This window comes from Streptosporangium sp. NPDC006013 (assembly GCF_040614275.1).
Taxonomy (GTDB): domain Bacteria; phylum Actinomycetota; class Actinomycetes; order Streptosporangiales; family Streptosporangiaceae; genus Streptosporangium.
Genome location: NZ_JBEXUE010000323.1, coordinates 1 through 11690 on the forward strand (window position 1 = coordinate 1; position 11690 = coordinate 11690).

General features: G+C 70.1%; 15 protein-coding genes. 4 read left to right on the forward strand and 11 right to left on the reverse strand.

What is annotated here, in order from left to right:
* Positions 1-62 precede the first annotated feature (62 nt).
* The 5 genes from ABZ260_RS35370 to ABZ260_RS35390 form a co-directional block, all read right to left on the reverse strand.
* Complete coding sequence (locus ABZ260_RS35370; protein ID WP_355626355.1) at positions 63-2318, reverse strand: Tex family protein; 2256 nt, start codon at positions 2316-2318, stop codon at positions 63-65.
* Positions 2319-2395: 77 nt separating this feature from the next.
* On the reverse strand, positions 2396-2557 hold the full coding sequence (locus tag ABZ260_RS35375) for a hypothetical protein (protein WP_355626357.1): 162 nt from the start codon (positions 2555-2557) through the stop codon (positions 2396-2398).
* A 112-nt stretch (positions 2558-2669) separates the two neighbouring features.
* A complete protein-coding gene (locus ABZ260_RS35380) occupies positions 2670-3179 on the reverse strand; it encodes a cellulose binding domain-containing protein (RefSeq protein WP_355626359.1) in 510 nt (169 codons plus the stop codon).
* A gap of 110 nt (positions 3180-3289) precedes the next feature.
* On the reverse strand, positions 3290-4318 hold the full coding sequence (locus ABZ260_RS35385) for a lytic polysaccharide monooxygenase (protein WP_355626361.1): 1029 nt from the start codon (positions 4316-4318) through the stop codon (positions 3290-3292).
* A gap of 361 nt (positions 4319-4679) precedes the next feature.
* On the reverse strand, positions 4680-5162 hold the full coding sequence (locus ABZ260_RS35390; protein ID WP_355626362.1) for a GNAT family N-acetyltransferase: 483 nt from the start codon (positions 5160-5162) through the stop codon (positions 4680-4682).
* Positions 5163-5410: 248 nt separating this feature from the next.
* On the opposite strand from ABZ260_RS35390, the gene ABZ260_RS35395 reads away from it, so the two are divergent.
* Entirely contained in the window at positions 5411-5629 is a 219-nt protein-coding gene (locus ABZ260_RS35395) for an EF-hand domain-containing protein (RefSeq protein WP_355626364.1), read from the forward strand.
* 110 nt (positions 5630-5739) lie between these two features.
* On the opposite strand, the gene ABZ260_RS35400 is transcribed toward ABZ260_RS35395, so the two are convergent.
* On the reverse strand, positions 5740-6108 hold the full coding sequence (locus tag ABZ260_RS35400; RefSeq protein ID WP_350921280.1) for an STAS domain-containing protein: 369 nt from the start codon (positions 6106-6108) through the stop codon (positions 5740-5742).
* A 207-nt stretch (positions 6109-6315) separates the two neighbouring features.
* On the opposite strand from ABZ260_RS35400, the gene ABZ260_RS35405 reads away from it, so the two are divergent.
* Positions 6316-7428: an acetate/propionate family kinase gene (locus ABZ260_RS35405; RefSeq protein WP_355626366.1), complete on the forward strand. Its 1113-nt coding sequence runs from the start codon at positions 6316-6318 to the stop codon at positions 7426-7428.
* A 147-nt stretch (positions 7429-7575) separates the two neighbouring features.
* On the opposite strand, the gene ABZ260_RS35410 is transcribed toward ABZ260_RS35405, so the two are convergent.
* Positions 7576-7968 carry a hypothetical protein gene (locus tag ABZ260_RS35410; protein ID WP_355626368.1) on the reverse strand — a complete coding sequence of 131 codons (393 nt, stop codon included), beginning with the start codon at positions 7966-7968 and terminating at the stop codon, positions 7576-7578.
* A 303-nt stretch (positions 7969-8271) separates the two neighbouring features.
* On the opposite strand from ABZ260_RS35410, the gene ABZ260_RS35415 reads away from it, so the two are divergent.
* Positions 8272-8892, forward strand: a complete 621-nt coding sequence (locus ABZ260_RS35415) for a uridine kinase (RefSeq protein WP_350921618.1) — start codon at positions 8272-8274, stop codon at positions 8890-8892.
* A 214-nt stretch (positions 8893-9106) separates the two neighbouring features.
* On the opposite strand, the gene ABZ260_RS35420 is transcribed toward ABZ260_RS35415, so the two are convergent.
* Positions 9107-9379 carry a hypothetical protein gene (locus tag ABZ260_RS35420; protein ID WP_355563894.1) on the reverse strand — a complete coding sequence of 91 codons (273 nt, stop codon included), beginning with the start codon at positions 9377-9379 and terminating at the stop codon, positions 9107-9109.
* Between the two features lie 126 nt (positions 9380-9505).
* Complete coding sequence (locus ABZ260_RS35425) at positions 9506-9718, reverse strand: hypothetical protein (protein WP_350921289.1); 213 nt, start codon at positions 9716-9718, stop codon at positions 9506-9508.
* Positions 9719-9843: 125 nt separating this feature from the next.
* Here ABZ260_RS35425 and ABZ260_RS35430 point away from each other — a divergent pair, with 125 nt between their 5' ends.
* Positions 9844-10506 carry a hypothetical protein gene (locus ABZ260_RS35430; protein WP_355626370.1) on the forward strand — a complete coding sequence of 221 codons (663 nt, stop codon included), beginning with the start codon at positions 9844-9846 and terminating at the stop codon, positions 10504-10506.
* Positions 10507-10681: 175 nt separating this feature from the next.
* Here ABZ260_RS35430 and ABZ260_RS35435 read toward each other — a convergent pair whose 3' ends face one another.
* Entirely contained in the window at positions 10682-11200 is a 519-nt protein-coding gene (locus ABZ260_RS35435; RefSeq protein WP_355626372.1) for a PepSY domain-containing protein, read from the reverse strand.
* 77 nt (positions 11201-11277) lie between these two features.
* Positions 11278-11571 carry a PfkB family carbohydrate kinase gene (locus ABZ260_RS35440; protein ID WP_355626375.1) on the reverse strand — a complete coding sequence of 98 codons (294 nt, stop codon included), beginning with the start codon at positions 11569-11571 and terminating at the stop codon, positions 11278-11280.
* Between the last annotated feature and the right edge of the window lie 119 nt (positions 11572-11690).

The window sequence follows — 11690 nt, forward strand, 5'->3', positions numbered from 1 at the left end:
CCATCACCCGTCCCGCGTACATGACCACGACCCGGTCCGCGACATCGGCGACGACGCCCATGTCATGCGTGATCAGCACGAGTGCGCCTGCCGCCGTCGCCCTGGCGCTGACCGCCACCGCCCTGCTGGTCGCGCTGGTCGCGCGGTCCTCGCGGGCCGGACGGCTTGACGTCGTCGTCCAGGCGCAGGGTGAGCGAGATGCGCTTGCGGGGGATGTCGACGTCGAGCACCTTCACCCTGACGATGTCACCGGGCTTGACCACCTCGCGCGGGTCCTTGACGAAGTTGTGCGACAGCGCCGACACGTGCACCAGGCCGTCCTGGTGCACGCCGACGTCGACGAAGGCGCCGAAGGCCGCCACGTTGGTGACCACGCCCTCCAGCAGCATGCCGGGGGTGAGGTCGGAGAGCTTCTCCACGCCCTCCTTGAAGGTCGCCGTCTTGAAGGCCGGGCGCGGGTCACGGCCCGGCTTCTCCAACTCGGAGAGGATGTCGGTGACGGTCGGCAGCCCGAAGGTGTCGTCCACGAACTCCGCCGGGCGCAGGGCCCGCAGCACCGTACCGTTGCCGATCAGGGTGGTGATGTCACCGCCGGTGCTCTGCAGGATGCGCCGCACCACCGGGTAGGACTCCGGGTGCACGCTGGAGGTGTCGAGCGGGTCGTCGCCGCCGCGGATGCGCAGGAAGCCCGCGCACTGCTCGAAGGCCTTCGGGCCGAGCCTGGCCACGTCCTTCAGCGCCTTGCGGGAACGGAACGGGCCGTTGGCGTCGCGGTGCTGGACGATGTTCTCGGCGAGCCCGGAGCCGATGCCCGACACCCGGGTGAGCAGCGGTGCCGAGGCGGTGTTGACGTCGACGCCGACCGCGTTCACGCAGTCCTCCACCACGGCGTCGAGGGAGCGGGAGAGCTTGGTCTCGGCGAGGTCGTGCTGGTACTGGCCGACGCCGATCGACTTGGGGTCGATCTTGACCAGTTCGGCCAGCGGGTCCTGGAGCCGCCGGGCGATCGACACGGCGCCGCGCAGCGACACGTCCATGCCGGGCAGCTCCTGCGAGGCGAACGCCGAGGCGGAGTAGACCGAGGCCCCGGCCTCCGACACCACGACCTTGGTCAGCCCGGGGACCAGCTTCACCAGCTCGCCCGCGAGCTTGTCGGTCTCGCGCGAGGCGGTGCCGTTGCCGATGGAGACGAGTTCCACGTCGTACTTCTTCGCCAGCGCGGCGAGGGTGGCCAGCGACTGGTCCCACTGGCGGCGCGGTTCGTGGGGGTAGATCGTGTCGGTGGCCAGCACCTTGCCGGTCGCGTCGACCACCGCGACCTTCACGCCGGTGCGCAGCCCCGGGTCCAGCCCCATGGTCGCGCGGCTCCCCGCGGGCGCGGCGAGCAGCAGGTCGCGCAGGTTCGCGGCGAACACGCGGACCGCCTCCTCCTCGGCGGCCTGCCACATGCGCGTCCGCAGGTCGATGCCGAGGTGGACGAGGATGCGGGTGCGCCAGGCCCAGCGGACCGTGTCGGCCAGCCACGCGTCGGCGGGCCTCCCCTGGTCGGCGATGCCGAAGCGGTGCGCGACGCGGCCCTCGTAGGTGCCGGTGGGCTCCGGTTCCGGCTCCAGGGTGAGGGTGAGGACCTCCTCCTTCTCCCCCCGGAACATCGCCAGGATCCGGTGCGAGGGCAGCTTGGTGAACGGCTCGGCGAAGTCGAAATAGTCGGAGAACTTGGCGCCCTCCGCCTCCTTGCCCTCGCGGACCGCCGCGACCAGGCGCCCCTTCGTCCACATCCGCTCGCGCAGCTCGCCGACCAGGTCGGCGTCCTCACCGAACCGCTCGACCAGGATCGCGCGGGCACCGTCAAGCGCGGCGGCGGCATCGGCCACCCCCTCGCCGACGAACGCCTCCGCCGCGGCCCGCGGGTCGACCGACGGGTCCGCCAGCAGGCCGTCGGCGAGCGGTTCGAGCCCCGCCTCCCTGGCGATCTGCGCCTTGGTCCGCCGCTTGGGCTTGTAGGGAAGGTAGATGTCCTCCAGGCGGGCCTTGGAATCGGCCGCCATGATCTGTGCCCGCAGGGCGTCGTCGAGCTTGCCCTGGCCTTCGATCGATTCCAGGATCGCGGTGCGCCGCTCCTCCAGCTCCCGCAGATAGCGCAGCCTCTCCTCCAGAGTGCGCAGCTGCGTGTCGTCGAGCATCTCGGTGGCTTCCTTGCGGTAGCGGGCGATGAACGGCACGGTGGCGCCGCCGTCGAGCAGGTCCACCGCCGCCCGCACCTGTCGCTCGCGCACACCCAGCTCTTCGGCGATCCGCTGATGAATAGACGTGGTCACGATCTCTCTTCCTTCTTGATGGCGGTCCCAAGCTACCGCCTCACCTCCCCGGCGGGTCGGAGAGCCGGAGGCGGGAATCACGCGAGAGCCGGAAAAGAACCGCGCACCATGTCGGTGTCCAGCCGTGCGCGGAACTCCAGGGTGAGGTCACCCCCCTCTGCGGCGGCGAGGGGGAGGGACCCCCGGCACGCCGCGGTGCCGGTGCTTCTGCGGTGGAGCCCGCCGCCGGTGATCCGCACGCCGCCGACCAGTGCGAGGGGCGTGGCGCACCGGTTCGAGGACCAGGTGGGGACGCTCGCGGACGCGTTCGGTCTCAGCCGACCGGGAGCGGGCGCCCGCCCCGGGGTGCCGCTAACCGCAGGTGACCTCGGTGAAGGTCGGGGGGGTGGCGGCGGCTCCCACGAAGCCGATGTCGGTGGCGGTCGCTCCCGGCCGCAGCGGCGGCTTGTCGCCCAAGGCGTGGATCATCGCGACGGGACCGCTCTGCATGTGGGTGCCGTTCCACGCCTGGGTGAGGGTCGCCCCCTGCGGCAGCATCCACTGGATGTACCAGCCGCCCAGCGGCTGCTCGCCGTCGTTGGTGATCGTCGCGGCGCCCCGGTAGCCGCCGGGCCACGACTCCACCAGGGTGACCGTCGCCCGGCACTTCGCCGCGACCGGGAGCGCGGTCGGGGTGTCTCGCCGGACGGCAGGGGAAGGCGGTGGCGCGGAGGTGGCCTGAGGGGGGATCGGGGAGGGGAGGTGCGCCGCGGTGTGCCCGCCCTCCGGAGTCCGGCCTGCGCAGGCCACCGCGATCAGGGCCACCGCCGCGCCGAGCGAGACGAGACCCAGCAGTTGCGCGATCTTCGTGGTGGGCGGCACGGGAATCCCTTCCACGAGGACACGGGCCCGGTACGGACATGGCGGGGTGAGACGGGGAAACGCGCGTGGTCCCGCCGGCGCCCGTCAGGCGCCGGCGGGACCACATCCCGTTATGGGCTGGTACAGGTGACGGTCGGGGAGCCACTGGTGCCCGAGGCGGTGAACCCGAAGGTGGTCGAGCCTCCGGCCGCTATCGTCCGGTTCCAGTCGGCGTTCTTGGCCGTGACCGCGGATCCCGATGTGGTGTACGTGCCGTTCCACAGGCTGTTTATGGCACTGTCGCTGCCGAGCGTCCACTTCGCGGTCCAGCCGTTGATGGCGGCGGAACCCGGGTTGTTCACGGTCACCTCGGCCTGGAAGCCGCCCGACCAGGAGTTGACGGTCTTGTAGGAGGCGGTGCACGACCCGCCGGGGCCGGGCGTCGGCGTCACGGTCGGCGTCACGGTCGGCGTCGGGTTGGGGGTCGGGTTGGTGCCCGGCCGACCCACGCCGGTCACCTCGCCGTTGCCACCGTCGAAGACCACGTCGGAGCAGTTGTAGAACGTCTCGGCCGAGTCGGAGCGCTTCCACACCGAGTAGATGATGTGGCGGCCCGTCTTGTTCGAGGGCAGCGTGGCGTTCCAGTAGTAGTGGGCGTCGTTGGTACCCGGTGAGCCGACGCTCTGCGGGTGGTCGGCCGTGTGGAAGGGCGTGCTCTCCAGGTCACCCCAGGTCAGTGCCCGGTTGGGGTTCCAGCCGTCCTTGGTGATGTAGAGGTAGAACCAGCCGGGGTGGGCGGCCCACTTGTTGTACTTGAACTGGATCGACGCGCCCGAGGTCAGGTGCGTCACCGGCCAGTCGGCGCTCGGCAGGTCGTACCCGCTGTAGCCGGGGTTGCCGCCGCTGCACGCCTGACCGTCCGGGATGAACCCCTGGGTCCGCCCGGCACCGTCGGACCGCAGCACGCTGAACCAGTTGTAGAGCGAGTTGGCTCCGCTCTGGGCCACCGCCGCCGAGCAGGCCGGGTTGATGGGCACGATGTTCCCCTGCGGGGAGAGGCCGTCCTGCCAGCAGAAAAAGGTCCGGCTGCCAGGCGTCATCATGGCGCCGTGCGCCGAGGCCGACTGGGGAATGAGGACGACGGCGAGCAGTGCGGTCATTAATGTGGCCACACTGGCGACAGCCATACTTCGCCATTTACTCACAGAATTACCCTCCCTTTCGAGGGATGACGAGTAGTTGATCAATGGCGGTGAGGCGCCCACGCGAGACGGACTCTAGGTCGTCGATCCAGGGGTGTAAATGGAGTGCCTTTCCCGAGGTCCGATGACAGGCTGTCGCAGCAGGTCGGAGGGGTGGAGGGCGGTTTTGTGAGATGAAAGGTTCACAGCCTGAGCGTGTTCCGGTGAGGTTTTCGCGCGAGGGCTTCCGGATGGTGCGGGGAATGCCATACGGAAAACGCCAAGACCGGCCGGAACGATGTTCCGGCCGGTCTTGGCGGCGAGGACGGACCCGGTGTGACTACTGCTTTCTCTCCGTCGCGGCGAGCTTCTCGAGCGCGGGACCCGCGAGCCGGTACCTGTCCCACTCGTCTTGTGGTTCCGCGCCGAGCGACCGGTAGAAGTCGATGGCGGGGGCGTTCCAGTCGAGCACCGACCACTCGAACCGGTCGTAGCCGCGCTCCACGCAGATGCGGGCCAGTTCGGTGAGCAGTTCCCTGCCGTACCCGCCACGCCGGTGCTCGGGGCGGACGAAGAGATCTTCGAGGTAGACCCCGTGCGTGCCGGTCCAGGTCGAGTAGGAGACGAACCAGATCGCGAACCCCGTGGCGCTGTTCCCGTCGGTGGCCATGTGGCAGAACACGCTGGGGGAGGGGCGGAAGAGCGCCTCACGGAGCAGGTCCGGGGTGTTCTTGACCTGATCCGGCGCCTTCTCGTACTCCGCGAGGCCGTGGATCATGTCGATGATCGTCGGAATGTCATCCGGTGTTGCGGGGCGAATCATGCTCGCAGTCTACTGACGATCAAAGGCGGGCGTTACCCGGAGACTAGCTGTCACCGCAGGTCAGAGGTGTAGTCGCGGGTCGCGTCGGGCTCTCGGGGCCGGTAGGCGCGGGGTACGGAGGGGCCGCGCCAGCAAAGCGGATTTTTAGTAATAAAACATGACATATATCGCGGTGTAGCTGTGCGGGTGGCTCCTCCCGTAAGTTGGCTGCTGATCGAAGTGCGGGTCGTTGAGAGAGGCGGGTCACCATGTCGACAGAGTCCACGGGGGAGCGGTTGGCGGAACTCAGGCAGGCGTTCGCGGCCATCGACGCCGACGGTGACGGATTCATCACGGAGGCGGAGTTCGGCAGGCACTTCCCCGACCTGCCCGCGGAGGCCATCGGGTCGCTGAACCGGGACGGCGACTCCGACGGCGACGGCCGCTTCTCGTTCGAGGAGTTCGTCCGCCTGGTCTCCCGCGGCTGATCCGCCCGCCCGCTCTCCTCGGGGAGTGGGCGGGTCCGGCAGCCATGTCCGTGTCCACGGCCCGGCTCACGATCCCGCCGCGGGGCCGATCGCCGGAGGACCGCCGGGAATCAACGTGAGGCGATGACGCTCTCACCGGAGAGTTCGCGCACCGACTCCTCGACCGTGGAGGCGATGGGAAACGCGTCTCGCAGTTTGGTCAGATCGAGCAGGCGGCCGAGGAATCCGTGCACGCCGACGAGGCGCAGCCAGCCCTTCCGCTCGTAGGCGCGCCGCAGGCTCGTCAGCAGCACCCAGATGCCCGTGGAATCGCAGAATTCCAGCTCCGTCGTGTCGACGACCAGGCAGACATGGCCCCGCCTCATGAACTCCGCGAGCCTCTCCTCCAGCAGGGGAGCCGATGATTTGTCCAGATCGCCGATCAGGGTCACTACGGAGAACTGCGGACGCGCGTCCACGGTGACGGAAAGCCGAGTCATATCGCCCCGCTGTCTACGGCAGTTGGAGACAGCGCCCTGTCGGGAGCCGTGCAAGGACTGGTGCCATCAGCACCACCGTACGCCCGTGGTTCGTGACAGTTCAACGGGTGACCGTGAACCGCCGGATGTCAGGACGGCGCCCGACGCGAAGCGGACCCGCTCGGGGAGACGCCGTTTGCCCGTTCCGCCTCCGGGCAGGCCCGGAAAATGGGAACCCCAGGCCTGGCGGTGCTCACGGTCAACGCGGGATCATCGAGCCTCCAGCTTCACCTCGTCCGCGACGGAGAGGTCCTGCGCACCGAGCACAGCGAGCGGAGTCCCGACCCTGGGTCGGCGGAGCGGGCGATCGGGGACTTCCTCACCGACGTCCCGGACGGCGACCTCGCCGCGGTCGGCCACCGGCTGGTACACGGTGGTGAGGCCGTACGGAAGCCGACGGTCGTCGATGACGACGTGCTGGACGCGGTAAGAGAGTACGCGGACCTTGCCCCGCTGCACGTGCCGCCCGCGCTCGCACTCGTCGAGGCCGCCCGGTGCCGGCTGCCCGGCCTCCCGCACGTGCTCTGCCCCGACACCGCCTTCCACGCCGCGCTTCCGGATCGCGCCGCCACCTACGCGCTGCCCGCGCAGTGGAGGAGCCGGTACGGCCTGCGCCGCTACGGCTTCCACGGTCTGTCCTACGCCTGGGCGCTGGGGCGGGCCGCGGAACTGCTCGACCGGCCCGTTCGCGCACTCCAGGTCGTCCTGACCCACCTCGGCGGGGGCTCCTCGGTGTGCGCGGTCCGCGAGGGCCGCAGCGTGGACACCTCGATGGGGTTCACCCCGCTGGAGGGGGTGCCGATGAGCACGCGTTCGGGGAGCGTCGACCCCGGCATGCTGCTCTGGCTGCTGTCCGGTTCCCGGCTCACGCTCGACGAACTGCGCGACGGCCTGGAACACCGGTCGGGGCTGCTCGGACTCTCGGACGGGGAGTCGGGCGACACCCGGGAACTGGTCGCCTCCGGCGCCCCCGCCGCGGCCTTGGCCCTGGAGGTGTTCGCGTACCGGGTGGGCCGGGAGATCGCCGCGGCCGCGACGAGCCTGGACCGGCTGGACGCGCTCGTCTTCACCGGGGAGATCGGCTGGGATCAGCCGGAGGTCCGCGAGGCCGTCTGCCGCGGGCTCGCGCTGCTCGGGGTCGAGCCGCCCGTCCGCACCGACCTCGACGTCGACGGGATGGTCAGCGCACCCGGCGTACCCGTGCCCGTGCTGGGGATCCGTCCGAGAGAGGAGCTTCAACTCGCCCGCGACACCCTCGGCGTGCTCGGTGGTCATCCGTGAGAACCCGGTCACCGCCCGCGGGCGGGGCAGCCTGCCTTTTCACGCCCTCGCGGGGACGGGAAGGGGCAGGTCGCCCCGATGATCGCGGAGACGGCGCAACGGCATGTCCCGCGAACGGGACTCCGTTCCATGCGTGGTTGCCAGACCTTATGAGGCGGGTACCGGGTTCGTGACCGGCCGCCCCGCCGTGAGCGTCTGCCGCATCGGCTTGCCGACGCTGGGCGCCGAGGTGATTCCCTCCGGCGCTTCCTGGACGTCCACCGGGTTGATCCGGCCGCCGTGCTCGTCGTGGTGATCGGCGTCGGCGTCGTCGAACCACACGCCGCCGTCCGCGAGATAGCGGAAACGGATGGGCTGCCGTGCGGGGACGGTCAGGCTCACCTGGTAGGTGCCGTTCTCCTTGCGTTGCATGGGGTGGGCGTAGGGATCCCAGCCGTTGAAGTCGCCGACCAGTGAAACCCCTCCCCTGGCCGGGCCCTCCGCTATGGTGAAAGTCAGCTTGACCTGGCCGTTCTTGGTCGGCTTACCGCGCTTGATCACTGAAATCCTCCTGACATCACTGTCTCCGTGCGTAACGTGCCGTGATCTCGGTTGCGGAAAGACGTGAAGATCACGCCAACTACCGGGTCGCGCCGACAGGGACGTGACGCGACCGGGAGGCCGACGCTCAGTCACGGCCGAGCCGTCGATCCCATATGGATCGTTACCGCCCGTAGCGGCGGGACAACCCGGGCAGACCGACTTTTGATCGGCATCACGTCCGACCTTGACCCGAACGTGGCGGTCGGCCGATCCACGGTCGGAGACAGGTCGGGTGTCGGCCAGGATGGTGGGGTGGACATAATGCCGATCTCCCCGTCGTCACTGGTGGAGGAAGTCGCGGACCGGGTGGACGCGGAGCCCCGCGACTCCTGGGTGCGCGTCGCGCTCGACGGAGCGCCGGCGGCGCGGCCCGGGGATCTCGCCGACGAGCTGGTCGATCCGCTTCGGCTCCGCGGCAGGGAGGTGCTCCGTGTCCTCTCCGCCGACTTCCTGCGCCCGGCCTCGCTCCGTTTCGAGTACGGCAGGACCGATCCTGACTCCTTCTACACCGACTGGTTCGACTACAAAGGGCTGGTCCGCGAGGTTCTGGGGCCGCTCGCTCCCGGCCGGTCGGGGAAGGTGCTGCCCACGCTGTGGGACAGCACGATCGATCGGGCCACCCGCGCGCCCTATGTCACCGTCCCCCCAGGTGGGGTGCTGCTGCTGGCCGGTCCGCTGCTGCTGGGCAGGGGGCTGCCGTTCGACCTGACCGTGCACCTGAGGCTCTCGCCGGGCGCGCTCGCCCGGCGCACCCCGGACGAGGAGCGCTGGACGCTGCCCGCCTACGCGCGCTACGAGGCGGAGGTCGCGCCGGCGCGGGTCGCCGACATGGTCGTCCGCGTCGACGACCCGAGACATCCGGCCCTGGTCACAGCTCCGTGACCCGTCTTCCGGCGGGCGGAGCGGGAATGCGGGCCGGGCACGAAGGCGGGGTGCGTCCTGGCGGACACGCCCCGCCTTCGATCATCCAACGGCACGGTCAGGTGGCGCCTCGCCGCGTTGCCGTCGGTCACCGCGGTACGCCGCGGCTCCCTCCTCCGCCTCGCGAGGCACCACCTGACCGATCCTCGCCACGGCAAGATCTGCGAGACAGGGCCTAGACACCCGCGCGCGAGGGCATTCTGCCCTCGGAGTACGTGCCGTGGAGCATCTCCTGCTCCGTCGGCCGCATCTCGTCGCGGGCCTCCTCCATGCGCAGCGCGATCCCCATCCCGAAGAAGGTGGGTGCCCACTCGCCGATGAAGATCCCCCACCGGTCCGCCCGGTCGATGCCTGCCTTCTCCGCCGAATTCGATGCCAGCCACGCCGCGAAGGACAGGCCGACCGAGGCGATTCCGGCGATGTACATCGCGTTGGACTTCACGCCCATTTTGTGAAGCGTACTGATCATTTCATCCCCCTGATGGTGGTTCGCTGTTATGGTTACCCTGGGAAATCATAGATAACCGAATGTGACGAATCGCAGGTAGGGGCCTCTTGGTGCCGGTGGTCCCGTTCACTCCTTGCCGAGGCGCTTGAGGAGGTCTTCGCGCCTGGCGTCGAGCTCGCTGACGAGGATCTCCTGCTCGTCGGCCTGGTTGATCATCATTGATCGTTCGACGGAGTCGGTGGGGCCGAGCTCTCCGACCTGCCTGCGTATCTCGGCGACCTCGTTACGCAGTCTCTCCAGATCCTCTTCGACCTGCCGCAGTTCTTCCTGAAGGCTCATCTGCTGTCCATACCCCTGCTTTCGGCCTCGACTCCCGGCCGTGGCCGTCTCGCCGTGCCCGCCGATCCGGCCTCGCACCCGCCCGGTGACGGGAACCTGACCGGCCCGGCCGGTGTACCTCCCGCATGAGACGAATCCTTATCCTCCTGGCGTTCATTGTCCCCCTGCTGGCCCTGGCCGCACCGGCGCGGGCCGGAGGCTGGGCGATCACCGTGATGGACCCGGTTCCCGCGAAGACGGCCCCGGACACGACGTACACGCTCGGCTTCTGGCTGCTCCAGCACGGCACCCACCCGTACCTGGGCGACGACCTGGGCGAGGTCGCACTGAAGTTCACCGACGGGAAGAAAAGCCTCAAGTTTGTCGGAGTGGAGTTGAAGGAGCCCGCCCACTACGCCGCCGCGATCTCGCTGCCCGAGGGAACATGGGAGGTGGAGGCCGTCCAGGGCTGGTTCGCGCCCTACCGGATCGGCACCCTCACCGTGCCGGGAGGGCTGAAGATCGCCCCGGTTCCCAGTGAGTTCAGGCAGTCGATCGCCGCCCAGCCGCCGCAGGAGCACTGGGGGGCGATCCGGCCGCCGGCCGCCCCCCTGGGCGATGTCGCCTCCAGCACTCCCCGCACGCCCGTCGCCACCCCGGCGGCAGCGCCCGCGGGGGATGCACCCGGCGGTATGACCACCGTGGCGGTCGTGGAGCGCGGCTCCTGGTGGCGGCCCTCGTACCTGGTCGCGGGGCTCCTGGGGGTCACCGCCCTCGTGGCGCTGGCCTACCGGGTGCGGCGGCGCTGACGGCCGCGTCCTCCGCGGCCGTCCTCACGGGCTGGGGGTACGTCCGGGAAGGTGCCGCCGAGGAGGTCGTGCGGGGTGCCGGGGACCGCGCCCCGCGGTCCGGGGAGGAGCAGCCGGTTCGGCGGGGGAACCCGTGGCACAGGGGCGCCACGGGCTCCTCACGCCGGTCAGGTGGTCAGTCATCGTCCCGGTCGTGGTGGTCGTCCCGGTCGTCGTGGTGATCCCGGTCGCCGTGGTCGTCCCTGCCGTTGGTGACGTTGTCGTCGGAGGCGCGGTCGCCGGCGTTGTCGTCGGCGTTGTCGTCGGCGTCGTCCACGGCCTCCCGGTCCTGCTCCAGGATCGCGCCGGTGGCGGCGTCGACGTCGAAGTCGTGCTCGACATCGCCCTCGCGGAGCTCGACCTCCCAGTTGGCGGGAGTCTCGTCGCCGTCGAACTCGACCTTGACGAGCTTGGCGCCGGGCACCTTCTCCTGAGCGATCCTGACGGCCTCGTCCCGCGAGATCTTGGCCTCCGCCTCGCCGGGCGCGGGGGTGCTCTCGACGCCGGGCGTCGGATTCACCGGCGCGGGAGTCGTCGCCGTGCCGCTGGGGGCCGGGGTGGGCGTCGTGGTTCCGGCGGAGGCGACCGCGCCACCTCCGGCGATGACGGCGAGGAGTCCGGTGGCGGCGATGGTGAGTTTCGTAGTGTTTCGCATGTCCCCGAGCTTGCCGGGTACCCCATTAGCGCCACGCTGCGCCAACCCTAAAAGCAGGTTAAGGTCCGCCGGTCGGTTCAGCGGATGGTTTCGCCCGCCGAGAGGGAGAGCAGGCCGAGTTCCTCGCGGGTCGGCAGGCCGTGCCAGTCGCCGTGGGTCGCCACCGCGAACGCCCCCAGGGTGACGCCGCGGTCCAGGCGGCCCGCCGGCGGCAGGCCGTCCAGCAGCCCGGAGAGGTAACCGGCCACGAAGGCGTCCCCCGCCCCGATCGTGCTCGCCACCGGGACCCGGCGAGCGGACAGTACGACATGGTCGTCGGCCGTCCAGACCTCGGCCCCCGCCGCCCCGTGCTTGACGACCACCTCACCCACCCCCGCCAGGAGCGCGCCCTCGGCGCCCGCTCAGTCCTGCGGTTTGCGCCAGGTGATGCTGTAGCGCAACAGCAGGTGGCGGCGGTACCGGGAGCCGGGCAGGATCTCGGCGGCCAGCG

Excerpts from the sequence above, each read along its gene's own strand:
- ABZ260_RS35390 (WP_355626362.1), bottom strand. The coding sequence starts at position 5,162 with ATGATTCGCCCCGCAACACCGGATGACATTCCGACGATCATCGACATG.
- ABZ260_RS35420 (WP_355563894.1), bottom strand. The coding sequence starts at position 9,379 with ATGGGCGTGAAGTCCAACGCGATGTACATCGCCGGAATCGCCTCGGTC.
- ABZ260_RS35400 (WP_350921280.1), bottom strand. The coding sequence starts at position 6,108 with ATGACTCGGCTTTCCGTCACCGTGGACGCGCGTCCGCAGTTCTCCGTA.
- ABZ260_RS35395 (WP_355626364.1), top strand. The coding sequence starts at position 5,411 with ATGTCGACAGAGTCCACGGGGGAGCGGTTGGCGGAACTCAGGCAGGCG.
- ABZ260_RS35425 (WP_350921289.1), bottom strand. The coding sequence starts at position 9,718 with ATGAGCCTTCAGGAAGAACTGCGGCAGGTCGAAGAGGATCTGGAGAGA.
- ABZ260_RS35415 (WP_350921618.1), top strand. The coding sequence starts at position 8,272 with ATGCCGATCTCCCCGTCGTCACTGGTGGAGGAAGTCGCGGACCGGGTG.
- ABZ260_RS35430 (WP_355626370.1), top strand. The coding sequence starts at position 9,844 with ATGAGACGAATCCTTATCCTCCTGGCGTTCATTGTCCCCCTGCTGGCC.
- ABZ260_RS35385 (WP_355626361.1), bottom strand. The coding sequence starts at position 4,318 with ATGACCGCACTGCTCGCCGTCGTCCTCATTCCCCAGTCGGCCTCGGCG.
- ABZ260_RS35435 (WP_355626372.1), bottom strand. The coding sequence starts at position 11,200 with ATGCGAAACACTACGAAACTCACCATCGCCGCCACCGGACTCCTCGCC.
- ABZ260_RS35405 (WP_355626366.1), top strand. The coding sequence starts at position 6,316 with ATGGGAACCCCAGGCCTGGCGGTGCTCACGGTCAACGCGGGATCATCG.